We start from the raw sequence: 21,646 nt of genomic DNA, 5'->3' as shown, positions 1-21,646 counted from the left end.
TATTAAATAAACTTATCTATTACGTAAACTACCTGCATTAGGGTTATGTAGCTAACACTGGCCAACATCAATTTGCGGGCGGTAACGTTATCCCTTCGCTCATAGAGCAAAAAGGCAAATACCAACATAACCATACCCATTAGAAATATAATTACCGCGGCCGGTATGGAAAGCTCCAATCTACCCGTAAAACCAAAAGCGGGCACAACTGAAATGACCAACATCCAAATGGTATACATTATAATCTGCAATGCAGTTCCCTTATCCTTTTTCCCGGTAGGAAGCATTTTAAACCCTCCTCTTTTATAGTCATCGTCAAGCATCCAACCCAAGGCCCAGAAATGCGGAAACTGCCAAAAAAACTGTATCATGAACAAGGTTCCCGGCTCAATTCCGAATTCGTTCGTGGCAGCTACCCACCCCAACATAAAGGGAATGGCCCCTGGAAAAGCCCCAACAAAAACGGCCAAGGGCGTCTTGGTCTTCAAAGGCGTATAGCAACTTGTATAAAGAAATATGGAAATAGCGCCGAACATGGCAGTCTTAGGGTTCAATACATAAAGTGAAACCACCCCGAGAACGGTAAGCAAAATGGCGATGAACAAGGCCTTGTTAACAGACATCCTCCCCGAAGGTATCGGCCGGTTTTGGGTTCTTTTCATCAAGGCATCCAGATCTTTTTCAATAATCTGGTTGTACGCATTGGACGCACCTACCATACAATATCCACCGAAAGCCAATAACAACAACGAAACACCTTCTATTTGTTCGGCCCCGAGCAAGTAACCCGCCAAAGAAGAAAAAACCACGCTTATAGCAAGCCTAGCTTTCGTAATCTCTTTAAAATCGGCAATTGCCAGTGCCAAGGTAGGAGCCGTTGCCGTATTCACCGCAGTCTTCATTCATCTTTTTTCGAACGGCAAAGATAGCCTTCACCCTCTATTTTTGCAACCAATTGTACATCTTTATCTTATGTACGGCCACGATATTGAAAGCACCCTGCCGCGCGCAAAGGTAAAACACAAAAAAACCCGCCTAAAATTAGGCGGGTTTTTAAGTAATCATTGAATATATTTTATTGCAACTTAAAGGTAATAGGAATACTAAATGGAACCCTTACAGCCCTACCACGTTGCTTACCTGGTGTCATTTTAGGAAGCTTGCTGATAATACGTGCAGCTTCTTTCTCTAGGTTTTTGTCCGGACCACGCATTCTAACGTTACCGATGCTACCATCTTTTTGAATGGTAAACATTACACTAACCCTACCTTGAACACCCATTTCCTGAGCGATTTCCGGGTATCTAAAGTTTTTACTAATATGCTTTTGCATCATTTTCTGGAAACAAGCCCTTTTATCGGACTCGCCTTCACAACCTGGAAAAATAGGCACATCTTCAATAACCGCAAAAGGCACATCTACATCTTCTACCTCTTCCTCAACGATCACATCCTCTACTTCGATAATCTCTTCTTCTTGACTGGTTTCAGTAGACTCGATTACAGTTTCTTCAACTTCTTCCTCATCTTCTACAACCTCAATTATTTCTGGAGCCGCTGGCGGTGGTGGTGGCGGAGGGGTCTTAATCTGCTCCGTCATAGGAACTTCTTCGTCCAATTCATCGTCAACATTCATTGAAATATCGTAGTCATTGGTTTTATCGTACGTTTTCCATTCTAACGCACCGTAGACCAATGCCATTGTAAGTGCCAGACCAATAACAAAATAGAGCCCGCTATTACGGCCTATATCTGCTTTCGGATTCTTTTTCGGTTCCATATATTTGAATTTTAATGTTTGCTAATTTAATTAAATATTCCTTTAACAAGCAACTAATTTTTCCATTTTAACCACCTTTCCCCTGAAAAAAGGGATTTTGCAATGAATGCCCCGGCAATTGCACCCACACTATTGGCCAATGCATCTAGAATATCGCCATGACGATCAGTTGTTAAACTGTACTGTAACACCTCAATAATTATACCATAAACAATAGCCACCATTGCAGCGTACCAAACCGATTTTTTAAGTGGCGTATCGGCCTTGGTCCGTTCCCGAATAAAGAAAACCCCCAAAAAGGCGGCCCCAAAATAAAAGCAAAAGTGAACGACCTTATCGAAATTGGGTATATCGATGTCAACGCCATCGCTATCCGAAAAAGAAACAAGGCTGGAAACGGTTACAAACACCATCCAGCCCAGTAATGCAATTGTATACTTATAGTTCTTAAGCACCTATAAGAGCCTTGTAATCGTCGGCAGACAAAAGTCCGTCTACCTCAGAAGCATCGCTAAATTTTATTTTCACCATCCAGCCACTTCCATAGGGGTCTGAATTTACGTTTTCCGGAGCATCTTCCAAAGCTTCATTGAACTCGACAATCTCTCCGCTCAAAGGTTGAAATAGATCCGAAACCGTTTTAACGGCCTCTACCGTACCGAACACCTCTTCCTTATCCAAGGTCTCATCAACGGTCTCCACTTCAACATAAACGATATCGCCAAGCTCGCTCTGGGCGAAATCGGTAATACCTACCGTTGCTATATCACCATCGATTTTGACCCATTCGTGATCTTTTGTGTACTTTAATTCTGCAGGTATGTTCATGTTCTTATTTTTATGGAAGCAAATGTAAAGTTTTCTGAAGTAGTTTTCAAAAAAACGAGATGAAGTTGACAAGTAATTTTAGAAGGGTTCGCCAATACCTTTCAAGCGGTGCCGAAAATCCAATCAAAATAGAAGCTCACCTTCTTTAGTTACCGAAATTATACCTTAAGGTAAAGCCGGTATTTATAGTGGTCTGCGGAAAAGCGGTAGAAACGGCAAACTGTGAGAACGAATGATCATAGAAGAACAAGGCGTTCAAGTTTTTACTCAGTGCATAATCCGCAGTAAACTTAATCGATAGCAAGTTTTGACCCGAGGTGATCTGGTTATTGTCGATATCCAAGTTTCTTATAATAGTAATGTTGTCCCTCAAGGTAACATCCGCCTTTAAGTTCAAGTCTCCTTTTAAACGGGTCTTGTTCCCTCCTATGTTGGTCACGAACTTCACATCCTTAAAACGATAACCTAGTCCGACGGTATATTCCTTACCGTTCATTTCGGTCATTAAATTATTATCGAAACTAAGCGCCAAGGTTCTGCTGGTTCTCATTTCGGCCAAGATACTGACCGAGTTTTTCATTTCGAAATCAACACGCACCAAGGGGTTGAACTCATCGTTCAAGACCACGTTGTTCAAAATAAGGTCAGACATTCTATCCCCTGTCTCCGGATCTAGGGCAGGCAAGCCATCATTTTCCAACTGGACTTTCTCGAGGTTGGTCTGAAAGGAATTGATACTATATGCCGCGCGATAGCCATGACTAAGTGAAAATCTTTGGAATTTCTTCTTGAACCACTTATTTCGCATAAGTCCCGTATACTTCAAGTTCCAGTTAGGAATAGGAATCTGACGGAAAGCATCTAGGTTCACCCTTTCGGCATCTTGCCCGGTATAGGCTGCAAAGAAGGCCGGAAGCAATACGTCTTGTTGTGTTTTTCCGTATTTTTCGGGAAAGCCGGTATCGGGATCTATTACCAAATTTTCTCCCCGATCGGCCACCAAGCGGTTGGCGATGGTAATACGGTTTTGCTTGAACTGTTCAAAAGTCTTTGAATCGAACTCATCGCTTTTATTGAAAATCGTACCGATCATAACCGTAGAGATACTGAAATTACCGTAATCGTTCCCTAAAAGGTTATTGTACTCGAATTCACCGTTCGCATTTTTCGTAACACTAAAGTTCTCTTGATAGCTATTCGAAAACTGTCTATCGGCAGATAAGTCTATGGTCAGGTCTTTAATAGGCTGTGCGGTGGCCGTAATGTTCAATTGTCGGTTTACATTCTGAACGAACTGCTCATTAAACTCACCAAAATCGGTCAACCATCCTTTTCTTGCGGCATCAAACCGTACATCGGCCTGACTACCGAACACAAAACCGAAAGACGGTCTCAACGACCCTACAAAGCCGACCGACTGGGTATAGCCCGGCAGCACCTTACCCCTACTTTCGTTATAGTTTACGTTCAAGCGTTTCACCATGGTGAGTACGTCTACTGCCGTATTGAACAGCCCACTACTTTTCTTTTTGGTCTTCTCGCCATCCGAAACCGGGTTGCCCGCCTTATCTTTTCGTACCGGAGCCTTACTGGCACTAGACTTCCCACTGCGCTTTTTAAGTCCTATCATATCGTAGAACTTTTGCATGGTCAAATTGGCCGTAATATTATGGGTACTGGCATTCTGCACCGTATTGATATCCCTTCCCGTTACTTCCTTCAATGCATCACCGCCACGTTGCCAATCAAAGTTACTGGTATAGCTGTATTGTGAATTTATAAAATCAAGCAATGGAATCTTACTGAAGGGAAGATCATAATTGAGTTCCAACTGCTGGGCATGCCGATTCGGCTCACCTAAATCCCAGAAGCCATCCCAAAGCCCCAAGGTTTCATCTATAGCAGAGTTAGGATCGGAAGGGTCTTCAAAATAATTACGTACAATATGGTTGTTACTCGCGGTCATGTTCAAGCGCAACGACTTGGTAAGACTGTAGTTGACCGCATATTGCCAATTGAACTGATAGTTTCTTTGTTGCAATGTCGGCAAATCTAATTTATCTACCCCTTCTTCAACGACATCCCTAAAACGCTGTTGGTTGAACTGTCGGTCTATATTGGAATTTACAGATACGCTTGTAGGCAGCAGACTAAGGTTCAATTCCTTTAACCACCTCCAATATCGACTGGTAAACAACGAATCGTTCTTCATAAAAGGAGCTACCTCCACGGGTTTGAAGCTATGGTTGTACACAAAGCCGGCGGCAACGTTCTTATCTTCCAAGGCCGCTATTTCAAAATCCCTGTGATTGGTTTCGTTATAGGAATAATTAAAAGTAAAGTTCTCGATATCGTAAAAATTGGCCTCGGCCTCTTCCCCCCTATCTTTACGCACCCCAATAAAGTTGATGCTTGTTCTCTTTGTATAATCTTCCGCCTGCTCTTCGATTGCATCCGGATCGTCGCCAACGGCAATTCTATCCTCGAGTTTTAAATCGTCGTAAACCGGATCAAACTCAGGGGTTATCATCTCTTCCGACACCCCATAGTTAAACGGTATTTGAATGCCCCATTTCTTAGGAAGCAATTGACCTATATTTACGTTTGTTACCAAATCATAGGAAATGGCATCTTCACGGGCACGCTCGTTCGGCATTTGATCAATGGCGCCAAAACCGGAGGTACTTGTACTTCCCGTTGCGGAGATATTCGCAAAATCGGCAAAATTGGCATCAACGGCGGCCAAAGCGGCCCATCCTCCCTCGTTATCCAATCCGGCCAAACGAAGCTCATTGAACCATACTTCACCACGGGCCGGAAAATCGCTTACGTTTTTCACCCCCACCATCATACTACGGATGCTTCCCAAAGAAGGGTTACCCTGAATACCGATACGCAATTGACCCGGTGTTCTTGGAGCAAATTCATTTACGGAAACCACTTCCCCATTGACCACCTCAAAATATCTAATCTCACTCAAATCCGTTCCGGAAATCCAAACCGACTTCACCTTGTTCAAGTCCGCCAATAGAATTTCCATTTGGTTGTTATCGGGCCAAACCGCAGATTCAGAGCTAGACCCAAAAGGCGTAAACTCCAAGGGAATTTCCAACTGATAGAAGTTTTCCGAGAAATCGGTTCCTATCCTAAGAAAACCGACCAAAGGTTCTTCCACATTATAGGTATCCGTTTCCAAGATCTTTTCGGCATGAATGAACATTTTCAGCTTCTCGTACTGACGTATATCTATATCAAGGTTCTTGAACACCCCTCGCGAATCTCTAGGCTCAAGGTTTTCGACCACAAAAGAAAGCGATTGCTCGTTTTGCTGAATGATCGTATTATTATTGTTCAGTTGCTCACGACGTACTCCCGGAGGCAAAACATAGGGAATAGGACTCCTATTCTCATTTTCCTGAATGTTAACCGCATTTACATCTAAGGTAGTAGCATCATCCGTTGCATCGGGATCGTCCTTATCGAGCGACTTCACATAGGTACGCCAATCACCACGTACCAAATCAAGGGTAGCAAAACGCAAAAGCACATCGCTAGAAAAACCGGTCATATACATACGCAATGAGCTGATCGACCTAAAATCGTTGATTCCGCCAACGGCCGCCGTAAAGTCACTTAAGGGAATTTTATATTGGATCCACCTTGTACGCACCGTACTTCCGTTCGGAATCCTGTTGCCCGAAAGCACCAATGAATCGCGAATATCGGTAACGTATTTATCGTTAATGGTCGTATTCGGTTTGATCGGAATACGGTATTCGTAATAGCTGTTCACCGTGTTCATGGTCAGGTCACGGTCCATATCCTCAACATCGGGTAAAGTGGTCGACCCCCTATTATCGTTGGTTACCTGTACCGGTGAGTTGCCCTGTGGGTTATTAAAGTTCAAATAGCGATTCAGTATACTTCCGTCGCGCTGCAAGAAATATTCGTAATTATCCAAGGCGGGATCCTCAGGGTTTTCGTTGCCGTAAATAGCCGCTTCGGCCGCATCGTCTAAACCGTCAAAACCAACATCTTGTTGAGCACGGCTCTCTTCATTCACATCAAATGCATAGACCAAGGCTTGGGTTGCCGGAACAGGACCCCAAATAGGATTTTCAGGTTTTACACTACCCTCACCATTTATCGGCAATCCGTTTTCGTACTGCTTTAACCCATCGGCCAAAATATCTTCGGAAATAGTACCAAGGTTAAACACCAGCTCACCTTCGCTTGTGGCCGTACCGTCAAGATAGGGATCCATAACCCAAAACTGAACAAACTCCACATTGGCCTGCTCAAAGTTCGTGCTGCTCAACGAGCGCATTATACCACCCCATTTATCGTTGGGCGATTCGGTCTGAAAATTCGGATTGGCATTATAAGGCCCCTTCATCTCAGGATAGTAAGCCAAGTCAAGTGTAGTCTGCTGACGCGTCTGCCCTTGTGCCTGTTCTATTTTAGGAAATACCTCATCGATATATATTCTTCGCGTGGCATTGGTGGAAATATCATTGTCACTTATACTCGATGGTCTTTGGTTGGTATAGAATATGGGGTCTATGGTATACCACGCCATTTTTGCCCTATTGAAGCCGGTTTCGAGACCTTTCTGGGTAGGCGAATCTAAAAATTCAAGCGGCGTACTGGCAAGGGTCCACCCTAAGGAGGAACGAATATCGATCAATGCCTGAGCTCCCTCGAAATCGTCTAAATAGGTCGTGGTTTCGCCTTCAAAATCGGCATTTTTAGGCGAATTCGGTTTTAACCAGGCCACTTCACCCCGAACCGAAAGGTTCGATGGTACATCGGTATCTATATTGGGAAGCTTATTGACCAGTCGGGTCAAGAAGGGGACTTCAGTGGAAAAGTTTCCATTGATCCCAAATACGGTATTGTTCACCGGCTCAACCCCAAAATTGGACTTTTGTGTCAAAGGGCGTTCGTTCAGGTTCAACAAAGTTGCGCCCAGAACAAAGTTCTTATTGAACTGATGCTCTACGTTTACCCCGGTAAACCGACGTGTTTGCTGCCCGAATACGGCATTGTTCTCTACGGAAATATTGATAGGGGTATTGGAAGCTTCCAGACTAGGATCAAGAATCTGTACCGTACCCGCTTGATAATTCACGGTGTAATCGATACCTTCTTGCAATTGCCTTCCTCCAGCAGTAACCCGAACGGAACCTCTTGGCACATTAAAGGCACCAATGGGTATACCATTGCTTCCTTCCGACTTATACTTTCCTTTTAGAATAAATTTATCCTTTTCAGGATTCTGTAAGGCCGCCGATTTCGTCAGCTCGTACATATCCCTAAAAACATATTTTTTCTGGTTCTCGTTATAGGAGTTTTCAGCATTGTAATCCCCCCCGCCTAAACGGTTGAACAAGTATTCCCCGAAAGGCTCGACCTTTGTAAAAATTATTTGTCCGTTCTCCGTATCTACCGTTATACCCGGTACAAAATCGAAAAAACCGTCACCTCCGGGTTGTATATCGTTATAGACATTAAGCCTGTCGAAATTAAATATCTCTAGCAGTATACGTTCTTGCAAAGGTTTCCCCCCATCCGTTTGGTTCGGAAAATCCTCTACTGGCGTAATATAGTTTCGTGGCGTGGGGTTCGAATAAAGAATATTCATCTTAAAATCTTCTTGGCTCAACCTAAAGGCGCCCGTAGCGTAGATGTTCTTCATCATCAAATCCCAAATAGGATCCGAAACATTGGTGATATTACTTTTCAGTAGTTTTAAAACCAGTGTATTGTTATTGATTACAGGATTATCGACGGCCCCTGAAACCGTAGTGGCATCTAGCCCACCGTTGGCGAACTCACCCACTTGATACACTTGGCCGTTGTAGGTATATTGAAAAGCCACGGCCAAAACCTCGTCATTGCTCAAACGTTGGTTTAAGGAAATGTACCCCAGTTGGGCATTAAATTGAAAGTCCCTTCCCTGCTCCAGTTTCCGTGCATTTTCCAGGTAAGCGTAATCAAAACCCTGGTTCGGCTGGTATCCCGCTATATTGAAACCTTGTTCTATGGTAGACACATCGCGAATACTTTGGGTAAGCGCTCCACCCTTACCTATAAGGCTAGGGTCGTAATTATTGGCGTTGTTACGCGGCAACTGGTTCGGTTGACCCGATGTATTGGATTTAAAGAATTGCGCTGGGGCATTTTGTGAAATTCGGGTTTTGGCCTCTCCGGCCACCAAGGGATCGTACTCCCCCAAATCTTGTATACCGACAACATTACGGACATTCAAGGTTTGTTGGCTTCTATTGGTCACCCAAACCTCTAAACGCGTAATCTGGACTTGGCTCTTGATATACGGGTAATTGGCCAAGGCCGCATCGTAGTTATCCCTAAAATACTGGGCTAAAAAGAAATGTTTGTCTTCGTCGTACTGTAGGGCCGAAACCGAGAAATCGTTAACGGTACCGCCACCTTGGGCCACTACGGTATTGTTTTGTGAACGTTGTTCGGAAAATACCGCGGTCACCATGGTCTTACCGAACTGCAGTTGTGTCTTAACCCCAAAAAGGCTTTGTGCCCCGGTGATCAACGAACTATTCAACGGCATATTTACGTTACCTACCTCAATAGACCTGATGATGTCATCTTCGGTGGGCGTATAGTCTAATTTTACAATGTTCTGAAAATCGAAAGTAGCCTCGGTATCGTAGTTTGCCGTTACCTGTAATCGCTCCCCTATTTTACCCAGCATACTCAAACTGATACGCTGATCAAAATCAAAGGATAGATTGGTACGGTTTCGAGGGGATAAGGAAGGGTTGTCGTTCTTCTGCCAGATGACCCCAAGGTCCATCGCGACGGAACCCTGTGGAATAACCTCTATGGTATTGCCTCCAAAAACGGATTGAAAGAAATTATTATTGACATAAAAGTTGGGCAGTAAGTTTTTTCGAGCTTCTTCACTACCTTCCTTTTTACCTGCAAAGGCATCTGATTTTTCCTTAAAATAATCTTTGATACCCTCTTGGCGCACCAGCTCGTAATACTGATCAGGAGTTAAGATCACAGGGTATCCAATATCAAAATCACCTACCTTTTCAGAATAGATGTACATATTCAAATTGGGATCGTACTCGTATTTACTAACAATACTTTCAGGGTTTTCCATTTTGAGTTTACCCAAAGAAAAACCCGTCTTTACGGAATCCACCTGCTGTTCTTCCTTATCTTCATTTTCGGTTTCCTGGGCATAGGTTATTCCCGTTGAAACAATCAAAAATGAAAATAGGAGAGTAAGCTTAAATGTTGATTTAAGAAATAGTTTGGCCCCTGTTTTCAAACTTGTTATAAATTTTTAAGCGCAAGTTTAATAATATTCTCTACGCTGAGCGAGGGGTCTTGGGCAAGTACTTTATCAACTACCTTTTCGGCGGATCTTCTTACAAAGCCAAGAACCTCTAAAGCAGATAACGCTTCTTCTTTATTTGTATTGTTCGCAGCAGCGGAAACTTCACCTATATCGTACACTTTTAGAATCTTATCGCGTAGGTCGAGAATTACGCGTTGGGCCGTTTTGGCCCCGATACCTTTTATCGATTGAATCGTGGCCACGTCACCATTGGCAATGGCATCCCTAATCTGAGCGGGCTCCAACGACGATAACATGGTCCGTGCGGTACTTGATCCAATACCGGAAACCGAAAGCAAAAGCCGGAAAATTTCGCGTTCCGATCTTTCGGCAAACCCGAACAAGGTGTGAGAATCTTCTTTCACCTGTAGATGGGTGAACAAACTTATACTCTCAGAGTCGCCCACCTTGGCAAAGGTATTGAGCGAAATATTGACAAAATAACCCACCCCTGCACATTCAATTACGACATAGGTCGGGTTCTTCTCTACAAGTTTTCCTCTAAGATGCGTGATCATGTTCGGGTGGTTTTGGGGTTATTTTTGTCCGGCTATTACAGCCGGACAATAGTTGTTATTTGGCCTGAGCCTTGGCCTTTCTTCTTTTTTCTCGTTCTTGGGCATCTATAACGGCAACCGCGGTCATATTCACCATTTCATCTACACTTGCCCCCAATTGAAGAATATGTACCGACCTTCTCAGCCCGACCATGATCGGACCAATACTATCTGCCTGGTTTAATTCCTTCAATAATTTATACGTTATGTTCGCCGCTTCTAGATTTGGAAAAATCAAAGTATTGACTTTTTTGCCCGCTAGTTTAGAAAACGGAAACTGACTTTGAAGCAACTCTTTGTTCAAGGCGAAATCGGTTTGGATCTCACCATCTACCACAAGCTCAGGATTACTTTCATGTAAAATACGAACGGCCTCCCTAACCTTTTTGGCATGGGGATGGCTCGATGAACCAAAGTTGGCGTAAGACAAGAGAGCCAACACAGGCTCAAAACCGAAGGTAGACGCTACGTTGGCCGCGTTTTGGGCTATTTCGGCAATCTCTTCGGCATTTGGATCAATATTGATAGAAGTATCGGCCAAAAACAACGGCCCCCTATCGGTAATCATAATATTGACCGTAGACACCTTCTTCACGTTCGATGCCCGACCAATAACTTCAAAAATTGGTTTCACCACTGTCGGATACGCCCTTGAGTAGCCGGAAATCATTCCATCCGCGTCACCTTCGAGTACCATCATAGCCCCGAAATAGTTGCGTTCCCGCATTCTTATTTTAGCACTGTAAAGAGTCGTACCGCTGCGCTTTCTACTTTCCCAGAATTTGGTAGCGTAACGTATGTGCTTTTCGTCAAATTCTTTGGACGTAGGATCAACGATTTCTATATCGGCATCAAAATCCAATTCTTTTTTCAGCTCTAGAATGATCTCTTTTCTTCCCAAGAGAATAGGCTCTGCAATACCCTCTTCGTGAACGATCTGAGCCGCCTTAAGCACATCAAGATGATCGGCTTCGGCAAAGACGATACGCTTTTTATTCATTTTAGCCCGGTTGTGCAACAAACGCACCACCTTATTGTCATTCCCCGATCGTTGTAAAAGCTCCTCTCTGTAACGGTCCCAATCTTCAATAGGATTTTTAGCCACACCACTATCCATCGCCGCTTTGGCCACGGCCGGTGGAATCTCCGAAATCAGACGTTGATCAAAAGGTTTAGGTATTATATATTCTTTACCAAAAGTCAACCTGGTTTCCCCATAGGCAATGTTCACCTGCTCAGGTACCGGTTGTTTGGTCAATTCGGCCAAGGCCTTAACGGCAGCCATTTTCATTTCTTCGTTAATGGTCGTGGCACGCACATCCAAGGCTCCCCTAAAAATAAAAGGAAAACCGAGTACGTTGTTGACTTGGTTCGGATGGTCCGAACGTCCCGTAGCCATAATAATATCTTTACGCGTCTTAACGGCCAGGTCATAATCTACCTCTGGATCGGGGTTCGCCATGGCAAAGACGATAGGGTTTTCGGCCATTGATTCCAACATCTCGGCAGTAACGATATTCGCAATGGAAAGACCGACGAACACGTCGGCATCGACCATAGCTTCGGCAAGCGTATTTATTTTCCTATCGGTCGCGAATTCTTTTTTAGAGGCAGACAGGTTCTCGGCATCTTTTCTAATGACCCCCTTACTGTCTAGCATAACAATATTTTCGGCCTTGGCCCCAAAAGCCTTGTACAGTTTGGTACAGGATACTGCCGCAGCTCCGGCCCCACTGATAACGATACGTGCGTCCTCTATTTTCTTTTCCGATAATTCGAGGGCGTTCAACAATGCGGCGGCAGAAATGATGGCCGTACCGTGTTGATCATCGTGCATTACCGGAATATCGAGTTCTTCTTTAAGCCTTCGCTCTATTTCAAAAGCTTCAGGAGCCTTGATGTCTTCCAAATTGATTCCACCAAAAGTAGGGGCGATCATTTTAACGGTCTGCACAAACTCGTCTACATCTTCCGTATCAACTTCTATATCTATACCATCGATATCGGCAAAAATCTTGAACAACAAACCTTTCCCTTCCATAACGGGCTTTGACGCTTCGGGCCCAATGTTACCCAGCCCCAAAACGGCCGTACCGTTCGAGATAATGGCTACAAGATTCCCCTTTGAGGTATATTTATAGGCGTTATCCTTGTCCTTTGCAATTTCAAGACAAGGTTCTGCCACACCCGGTGAGTAGGCCAAAGCCAAATCACGTTGGGTGCTATAAGGTTTTGTAGGAACGATTTTTATTTTACCAGGCTGTGGTTTCGCGTGATAGATCAACGCTTCCCTTCTCTGTTTTTGATTGCCCATAGGATTATTCTGTTTTAAGGAGACAAATTTAAGGGTATTCTTCGGATATGTGTAGCCCGTTAAGCGTATAAATTTCTACGATTTAGCCATATTAAAGAGGGAAAACATCTCAACTAGCCCATTTTTTCTTCCTTTTCGCCCTTTACGTTCAAGCGCAGCGAAAACACAGCGGCAAGTACAAAAAACACGCCAGCGAACAAAATGGCATTAACCGCATTGCCCCCTAAAAGACTTTTAAAAATAGGTCCGAAAGTAAGGGTCTCTATCCCCATGGGAATAACGATCATCATATTCAAAATGCCCATATAAACCCCCCGCCTATCTTGCGGTACGATTTTAGACACCATGGTATAAGGTATACCCATCATAGCCGCCCAGCCTATACCAAAAAACACCATGGGCAATAAGACGTATATAGGGTCGGAGATATACGGAATAGCAAACAGTGCCAAACCGGTACCTAACAAACTGGCCGCATAAACCTTTTTGCTTCCGATTTTAAGGACCAAGGGTACCAAAGCTAAAGCCACGACCATGGTAGATATATTGTAGGTAGTACTCATTTTTGCCGATTGGGCGGCGGCCTCGGAAAGATCAAACCCCATGGTATGCATAAACAAAGGGGTTATAAACTGCCAATACACAAAAAGTGCATACCACTGAAAAAGATAAACTACGGAAAGCTTCCACATAAAGGGAGGCATTTCTTTGATTGCCTTGGATATTTCCACGAAAGGCATATTGAAACGCTGAACGAAGGACAGTGCATTATGCTCCTTTATTTCCCTCATTTCATTTTCCGTTGGCGGAATCTCCGGCGTTTTCAATACGGACCAAAGAATAGTGGCTACCGATAAAAAGGCCCCTATAAAAAAGGAATAGTACAACCATTTCGGAATAGACCCTGCCACATCGGCAACATCGCCGCCCCCAAACCAATCTTGAAACAAGAAAATGGAAGCATTGGCCAAAACAATACCCGCTCCCACGAACAGACTTTGCATTTGATACCCGAGACTCAACTGCTTTTCGGGGAGTTTATCGCCTACAAAGGCACGATAGGGTTCCATGGCCATATTGTTCCCCACATCTAAAATCCAAAGTAGGCCAACGGCGAACCATAAGGCGGGACTAAGTGGAAATGCGAATAAACACAGACTGCCAATAATGGCCCCGATCAAGAAAAAAGGTTTTCTACGACCAAAACGGGGAGACCAAGTCTTATCCGATATCGCCCCGATAATAGGCTGAATGACCAGACCCGTAACCGGACCCGCTATATTCAAAATGGGCAACATATCTTCAGACGCCCCCAAGAACAAAAAAACAGGATTGATAGCGGTTTGCTGTAGGCCAAAACTGAACTGAATGCCCAAAAAGCCAACGTTCATATTAAAAATCTGCCAAAAACTTAAGCTTGGTTTTTTTATCAAGTGCATTACAAGGAGGTTTGGTACAAAAACTACCTAACAAGATAACACAATATATCTTCGGCCCGAAAGAACTTTAGTGGAATTTTCAAAAGTTGGCCAACTCTAAGGTTTGAGGACCGCCCCCTCTATTACTTCAAAAATTTGATATTTCGTTGTAAACCAGAAAATTTAGTCCGCTTGACCGCCGATTTTTGAAACACCTTTCGAAATACATCTTCGGTAATCTCTTCCCAATCTTTTTTTGTCATGGACAATAGCTCGGGATGGGGGTCGAACAGCGGTTCTTGGTGGGGTTTGGAAAAACGGTTCCATGGACACACATCTTGGCACACATCACAACCGAAGGCCCAATCGTCAAACTGACCCTTAACCTCGGTCGGAATCTCATTTTTAAGCTCAATAGTGAAGTATGAAATGCATTTACTGCCATCGACCACATAGGGCTCAACAATAGCTTCCGTTGGGCATGCATCGATACAGGCAGTACAGGTTCCGCAGTGATCCGTGACCCGGTGGTCATATTCCAAATCGACATCGACGATAAGTTCGGCTATAAAATAAAACGAACCTACACGTTGGGTGAGTAGATTGCTGTGCTTACCGATCCACCCCAAACCACTTTTAGCGGCCCATGCCTTATCGAGTACCGGTGCGGAATCTACAAAGGCCCTGCCCCCGACTTCACCAATATGCTCCGTCATAAAATTCTGCAGTTCGCGCAACTTCGATTTAATGACGTGGTGGTAATCTTGCCCGTAGGCGTACTTCGATATTTTGTACGTATCTTCTTTTTGCGTTTCCTTGGGATAGTAATTGAGCAATAAGGAAATAACGGACTTGGCACCATCTACCAGCAAACGCGGATCCAACCGCTTATCAAAATGGTTGGCCATGTACGACATTTCACCGTGCATATTATTGTTGAGCCAGCTTTCAAGTCTCGGGGCCTCTTCCTCTAAAAAATCGGCTTTGGAAATACCACATGACAAAAAACCGAGGCGTTTGGCTTCGGTTTTTATAAGTTCTGAATATTTCGCCTTGGAGTCCATATTAAAACAACCCGGGCTGTACTCCTCCTTTAAGCTTTCCCAAGTGTTTATAGGCCAAATCGGTAACTTCACGCCCACGTGGGGTACGCATGATAAAGCCTTGTTGTATCAAAAAAGGTTCGTATACCTCCTCAATGGTTTCGGCACTTTCCGAAACTGCAGTGGCCAAGGTTGTAATTCCCACCGGACCACCTTTGAACTTATCAATGATGGTGGAAAGAATTTTATTGTCCATTTCATCCAATCCGTGGGCATCGACATTCAATGCCTTTAGACTGAACTTAGAAATCTCCATATCTATCGTCCCGTTCCCTTTGATCTGGGCAAAATCGCGTACACGACGGAGCAAGGCATTGCAGATTCTGGGCGTCCCCCTACTTCTGCCCGCAATCTCTATGGCGGCCTCTTGACTAATAGGCACCTTCAATATTTCGGCACTACGCTCTACAATGGTAGAGAGCAGCTCGGTTGAATAGTACTGTAAGCGGCTCTGGATGCCGAATCGGGCGCGCATAGGCGAAGTCAATAGTCCCGAGCGGGTAGTAGCCCCTATCAAGGTGAAGGGATTTAGATTTATTTGAACCGATCGGGCGTTGGGGCCCGTTTCGATCATAATATCTATTTTATAATCTTCCATGGCCGAGTAGAGGTACTCCTCGACAATAGGGCTCAACCGATGGATCTCATCGATAAAAAGCACATCGCGCTCTTCGAGATTCGTAAGCAGGCCGGCCAGGTCACCAGGTTTGTCGAGTACTGGCCCAGAGGTGATCTTTATCCCCACCCCCAACTCATTCGCCAGAATATGTGCCAAAGTCGTTTTTCCAAGTCCCGGTGGACCGTGAAACAAGGTATGGTCTAATGCCTCACCCCTTTGATTGGCTGCCTCTACAAAAACCTTTAAATTTTCCAAGACCTGTTCTTGCCCCGTAAAATCGTCGAAACTTATGGGGCGCAAGGCTCTTTCTATATCAAATTCCTCTGGGGTAAAATTCTCCCCTACGGGGTCTAGGTACTCGTTCATATCAAAACAAAGATAATGGAAAAAGAAACAAGCCCACTATACTTTACAAGGGGAATACATCGTTTTCCAAATGGTCGGATTCCATCTTACCGTGAAAATAATTTTCGTAATTTCATTCTATGCAAGACTCCACTTACTCCTCAGAAATACTTCAGTACATTCCCTTTTTCTATGTCATCTGGTCCGACGACCTACTTACGACGTCTGAAATCGACGTAGTACAAAATGCTATAGATGCAGATAACTCCCTATCGGAAAGGAGTCGTGCGCAGTTGCTTACATGGCTCAACACCAATAATCCCCCAGCCAATTCGGAACTAAAAAAATGGAAACGGACCATTTCGAATTCCTCCGTAAAATTGACCGAAAGCGAAACCTATCCCCTGACCTCCTTTAGTCAAAAAATAGTATGTCATTACAAGAAAGAGTGCCCGTTTAACGACCAACTGAAACACATTGAAATACAATTGGGCATTCAACCCAACCATTACAACCACCTCTTTGACGTGGAGGTAGTGCACAAATCTACTTCGGATTTCTACAGTGCCGATGCCATCGATACGATCTTAAAGGGAAAGCACGCCACGGTAGTCGATAGCTTTAGAAAGACATTGGCCGACCCCATTTTTAAATGGGAAGTACATCGTAACAAAGAAAAATTCAGGGAAACCGTCTTGAAGCAAGTGAAGTTTTTGGCGGATAAGGGTTATGGGGCCATGGCATACCCAGAGGCCTACGGAGGCACCGATGACATGGAAGGTTATGCCTATATGTTCGAAAACATGATGTTCGCCGACGGTAGCCTATCTATCAAATTCGGTGTTCAATTCGGACTATTCGGTGGGAGCATACAAAAACTAGGCACTAAAAAACATCACGACCAATACCTTACAAAGACAGGAAAGACCGAACTCTTAGGATGCTTTGCCATGACGGAAACGGGGCACGGCTCCAATGTGCGTGGAATAAAAACCACCGCAACCTATAACAAAGCGACCGACGAGATTGTAATCCATACCCCTGGCAAAAACGACAACAAAGAATATATTGGCAATGCCCTGCACTCTAAAATGGCCACGGTATTCGCCCAACTCATAGTTAACGGAAAAAACGAAGGCGTTCACGCCATTCTGGTCCCACTTAGGAATAAGGAGCACGAACTTCTGCCTGGGGTAACCGTAGAGGATAATGGATACAAACTAGGACTCAACGGGGTGGACAACGGTAAAATATGGTTTGACCAAGTTGCCGTTCCCAGGGAGAACCTACTCAACAGATATGGAGACATCAAGGAAGACGGCTCTTACTATTCCGAAATCAAAAATCCGAACAAACGCTTCTTTACCATGCTCGGCACCTTGGTAGGGGGAAGAATTTGCGTCGCCCGAGCAGGACTCGGAGGGGCGAAATTTGCCCTGGCCGTAGCCATCAAACACGCCCTAAAAAGAAGACAGTTCAATGACAGCGTTAAAATACAGGAAGACCTATTAATGGATTACCCCTCCCACCAATTACGACTAACGCCGTTAGTAGCAAGCGCCTATGTATATCACGTAACCCTTGATAAGATGATGCAGCTCTATTGCGACCCTTCAGAACCGGACAAAAGAAAGGTAGAGACCCAGGTCGCAGGCTTAAAATCGATCATCACCTGGTACGCCAACGACAGCATTCAAGAATGTCGCGAAGCCTGTGGCGGAAAAGGCTATCTTCTTGAAAACCGAATCGCCGACCTGAAAGGCGACGTGGATATCTTCACCACTTTTGAAGGCGACAATACCGTTCTTCTTTTATTGGCGGCAAAAGGGGTGTTGTCCGATTTCAAATCGGAATTCAATAGCGCAGGATTTTCGGCCGTACTAAAAATATTGGGCATGCAGATCAACGACAAGCTAACGACGATTAACCCGATATACTCCAACAAGGTAGACAAAGACCACTTGTACAATCCAAAGTTTCACAAACACGCCTTGGAGTATCGCACAAGACGGCTGACCTACACCCTGGCCATGCGCATCCGTGACTACATAAAACAAGGGGTACCTTCCTATCAAGCCTTCCTAAAAGTGCAGACCCACCTTTTGGCATTGGGCAAGGCCTACAGCAATGAATTGGCCTATAACACCTTCATTGATTTTATCCAAGACATCGAGGACGACAAAAACCGTACACTCTTTCAGAAACTAGGCACGCTCCACGCACTTCATACCATCAGGCAGGATGCGGAATGGTACTTGGAACAAGGTTATATCGGCGGAACGAAATCAAAGGCCATACGGCAGCGCGTAGAGCGGCTATGCACCGAGCTAAGACCCCATATAGGCGTTTTGGTCGACGGCTTTGGCATACCCGAGCACTGCATGACGGCACCCATTACCCAGTAGAAAAGTATTCTTAGGAATTGTTTACTTTTCCTTATGCAATTCAGAAGTGTCGAGGAAATCGATAATTTCGACTTTTCCTTCACCGAACAGGTAGGTCTTGGCATTGCCACTTGAAGACAGTTGAATATTTTGGGTGGGCCGCACTTCGGCCGTAGCCGATTCCTCTACGGTCAAATATATGGATTCAGCTTCCAGCTTCTCCCCCTTTAACTTAGAGTTCTCAAGAAGATTGGCATATAACTCAATGGCCGTTCCTTCAAGAATAGCGGTAGCGTTCTTATACATCTTGATATTGTTCAGATGGGTATTTGCATAAATCTCAACATCGACCCTATCCTTTAGCACTAGGTTCATTTCCCTTCCCGCAATATTAAAATCTCCCGAACTATTCCCTTCCATATTGATATTGAGGATTTCGGCATCGGCGTTTAAGTTGAGCCTTGCGGATTCATGCAAATCTACGTAGAGGTCCTTTGAGTTGATGGCCCCGTCCATATCTATCTTTCCATCATACATGGTAATCCCCTCAAGGTAGATGTAGTCGACCGTGATTTCAAGTTTCTTCTTTCTTGTAATATTGTAAAACGAACTGATCTGCAAAACACTATCGATTACCCTAAACCTCAAAACATCGATTAGGTTGTCATCGGCTACAATAGACACCCCTTCTTCCGTTGCATCATGGAGCTTGATTTCAAGTCCGTCACGCAACTCTATCGCATGAAAAGGGGGTAGGCCTTGATAGACCTCAATAACACTTTTGTTTCCCTTTATTTTAGGCTTACGTTGGGAGAAACCTTGACAAACGAAAAGAACAACAAATAGAAAAACCAGATTCTTCATCCTAAAACATCGTTAACACAGGTCGTTAAAAAGAAATTGGATTTTGAAACGCCCGCAGATTTCAATTATCAAAAGTAGTGTAAATGTTAAATATAAGGGTCAAAAAAAATGCCTAACTATAAAAGTTAGGCATTGTACATTTGAGTTAGTCCAGCATTTAGTGCTGAAGTTCTTCTTCATCTTCTTGAAGCGGTACGGTCTGTGGGATAAAATCCTGTCCCGGAATAATGTACTCGCCGTTCGCGTCGACCTTACTATAATCATAGGCCCAACGGTGAACTTCAGGAATGGCACCTGGCCAGTTCCCATGAATGTGTTTCTGTGGAGCAGTCCATTCCAAGGAAGTCGCCTTCCAAGGGTTTATAGGACCAACCTTACCGTAGAATATACTTCTTACAAAGTTGAATACAAATACAAGCTGTGCCGCTGCCGTGATGATGGCGAACACGGTCATCAATACTTGAATATCGGTCAATTCATCGAACATCGGGAAAGCGGTGTTCTCATAATAACGTCTAGGTACACCTGCCATTCCGACAAAATGCATCGGAAAGAAAACACCATAAGAACCAACTGCGGTAATCCAAAAATGAACATAACCTAGGTTCTTATTCATCATCTTACCTTCGAACATTATCGGGAACCAGTGGTAAATACCGGCAAACATCCCGTATAGTGCAGATATACCCATTACCAAGTGGAAGTGGGCAATTACAAAATAAGTATCATGAACATTGATATCAAGAGTACTATCACCTAAGATGATACCTGTTAGACCCCCAGTAATAAAGGTAGAAACCATACCGATTGAAAACAGCATCGCCGGATTCAACTGCAAGTTACCTTTCCAAAGAGTGGTTATCCAGTTAAACGCTTTTACCGCAGAAGGAATAGCGATCAACAAGGTAGTAAAGGTAAATACCGATCCCAAGAACGGGTTCATACCAGAGATAAACATATGGTGACCCCAAACAATGGTCGACAAGAATGCGATTGCCAAAATAGAAGCGATCATCGCTCGATAACCAAAAATCGGCTTTCTTGCATTTACCGCCATCACTTCAGATACGATACCCATTGCCGGTAAGATCACAATGTAAACTTCAGGGTGACCCAAGAACCAGAAAAGGTGTTCATATAATACAGGAGAACCACCTTGGTAATGCAAAACTTCACCTTGTATAAATATATCGGACAAGAAAAAGGATGTTCCAAAACTTCTATCCATTATCAACAGCAATGCTGCAGACAATAATACCGGGAAAGATATAATACCAATAATAGCAGTTACAAAAAATGCCCAAATAGTCAATGGCAATCTAGTCATAGACATTCCCTTGGTACGAAGGTTAATTACGGTCACTACATAATTCAAAGACCCAATAAGAGAAGAAGCAATGAATATTGCCATTGCGACCAACCAAAGTGTCATACCCATACCAGAACCAGGCTGCGCCATTGGCAAAGCACTTAAAGGCGGATAGATTGTCCATCCCGCTGCCGCAGGACCTGCTTCTAAAAATAAAGAAGATAACATTATAATACACGAAACAAAGAACATCCAGAACGATAACATGTTCATAAAACCAGATGCCATATCACGCGCGCCAATCTGCAATGGAATAAGTAAATTACTAAAGGTACCACTCAACCCCTGTGTAAGTACGAAAAATACCATTAAGGTACCGTGGATGGTCACCAAAGCAAGGTATACATCGGCATCCATAACACCTTCTGGTGCCCACTTACCCAATAAAGCTTCGAAAACCGAAAAGGATTCACCTGGCCAAGCCAATTGCATCCGGAACAAAAGAGACATTGCAATACCTATTGCCCCCATAACGAATACACCAAGAATCAAATATTGTTTAGAGATCATTTTATGATCCTGACTAAATATATATTTGGTTACAAAGGTTTGTTTGTGGTGATGCTCATGATCGTCATGTGCATGATCATCAACCTGTGCATTTGCAGTAACAGACATATTTGTTATTCTTTAATTATAAAATTTTCCTTTTCTAACTAGCAAGTACGCCTTCCG

Annotated in this window: 13 protein-coding genes; 1 reads left to right on the top strand and 12 read right to left on the bottom strand. The window is 43.9% G+C overall.

The features are described 5' to 3' along the window. Positions 1–2: 2 nt before the first annotated feature. From cyoE to ruvB, 10 genes are all read right to left on the bottom strand, one after another. Positions 3–902 (bottom strand): heme o synthase, encoded by a 900-nt coding sequence (cyoE, locus tag ZOBGAL_RS11260; RefSeq protein ID WP_013993734.1) that lies wholly within the window; start codon positions 900–902, stop codon positions 3–5. A 173-nt stretch (positions 903–1,075) separates the two neighbouring features. Next, on the bottom strand, positions 1,076–1,780 hold the full coding sequence (locus tag ZOBGAL_RS11255) for an energy transducer TonB (protein ID WP_013993733.1): 705 nt from the start codon (positions 1,778–1,780) through the stop codon (positions 1,076–1,078). A gap of 53 nt (positions 1,781–1,833) precedes the next feature. Further along, complete coding sequence (locus tag ZOBGAL_RS11250; protein ID WP_052725539.1) at positions 1,834–2,235, bottom strand: VanZ family protein; 402 nt, start codon at positions 2,233–2,235, stop codon at positions 1,834–1,836. Next, positions 2,228–2,608 carry a glycine cleavage system protein GcvH gene (gene gcvH, locus ZOBGAL_RS11245; protein ID WP_013993731.1) on the bottom strand — a complete coding sequence of 127 codons (381 nt, stop codon included), beginning with the start codon at positions 2,606–2,608 and terminating at the stop codon, positions 2,228–2,230. The genes ZOBGAL_RS11250 and gcvH overlap by 8 nt, the downstream gene beginning before the upstream one ends. 145 nt (positions 2,609–2,753) lie before the next feature. After that, positions 2,754–9,929 (bottom strand): T9SS outer membrane translocon Sov/SprA, encoded by a 7,176-nt coding sequence (sov, locus tag ZOBGAL_RS11240; RefSeq protein ID WP_013993730.1) that lies wholly within the window; start codon positions 9,927–9,929, stop codon positions 2,754–2,756. A gap of 5 nt (positions 9,930–9,934) precedes the next feature. Next, a complete protein-coding gene (gene ruvA, locus ZOBGAL_RS11235; RefSeq protein ID WP_013993729.1) occupies positions 9,935–10,516 on the bottom strand; it encodes a Holliday junction branch migration protein RuvA in 582 nt (193 codons plus the stop codon). 55 nt (positions 10,517–10,571) lie between these two features. Then, a complete protein-coding gene (locus ZOBGAL_RS11230) occupies positions 10,572–12,869 on the bottom strand; it encodes an NADP-dependent malic enzyme (protein WP_013993728.1) in 2,298 nt (765 codons plus the stop codon). Positions 12,870–12,982: 113 nt separating this feature from the next. Then, complete coding sequence (locus ZOBGAL_RS11225) at positions 12,983–14,308, bottom strand: MFS transporter (RefSeq protein ID WP_013993727.1); 1,326 nt, start codon at positions 14,306–14,308, stop codon at positions 12,983–12,985. A gap of 122 nt (positions 14,309–14,430) precedes the next feature. Then, a complete protein-coding gene (queG, locus tag ZOBGAL_RS11220) occupies positions 14,431–15,351 on the bottom strand; it encodes a tRNA epoxyqueuosine(34) reductase QueG (RefSeq protein ID WP_013993725.1) in 921 nt (306 codons plus the stop codon). 1 nt (position 15,352) lies between these two features. Beyond that, complete coding sequence (gene ruvB / locus ZOBGAL_RS11215) at positions 15,353–16,375, bottom strand: Holliday junction branch migration DNA helicase RuvB (RefSeq protein ID WP_013993724.1); 1,023 nt, start codon at positions 16,373–16,375, stop codon at positions 15,353–15,355. Positions 16,376–16,494: 119 nt separating this feature from the next. On the opposite strand from ruvB, the gene ZOBGAL_RS11210 reads away from it, so the two are divergent. Further along, complete coding sequence (locus ZOBGAL_RS11210; RefSeq protein WP_013993723.1) at positions 16,495–18,759, top strand: acyl-CoA dehydrogenase family protein; 2,265 nt, start codon at positions 16,495–16,497, stop codon at positions 18,757–18,759. A 21-nt stretch (positions 18,760–18,780) separates the two neighbouring features. Here ZOBGAL_RS11210 and ZOBGAL_RS11205 read toward each other — a convergent pair whose 3' ends face one another. Then, positions 18,781–19,602 carry a GIN domain-containing protein gene (locus ZOBGAL_RS11205; RefSeq protein WP_013993722.1) on the bottom strand — a complete coding sequence of 274 codons (822 nt, stop codon included), beginning with the start codon at positions 19,600–19,602 and terminating at the stop codon, positions 18,781–18,783. A 157-nt stretch (positions 19,603–19,759) separates the two neighbouring features. After that, on the bottom strand, positions 19,760–21,589 hold the full coding sequence (locus ZOBGAL_RS11200) for a cytochrome c oxidase subunit I (protein WP_013993721.1): 1,830 nt from the start codon (positions 21,587–21,589) through the stop codon (positions 19,760–19,762). Positions 21,590–21,646 lie beyond the last annotated feature (57 nt).

This window comes from Zobellia galactanivorans, from assembly GCF_000973105.1.
In the GTDB taxonomy this organism is placed as follows: domain Bacteria; phylum Bacteroidota; class Bacteroidia; order Flavobacteriales; family Flavobacteriaceae; genus Zobellia; species Zobellia galactanivorans.
The sequence above is the reverse complement of the archived record's forward strand: the minus strand, read 5'-3'. Positions and strand labels throughout refer to the sequence as shown.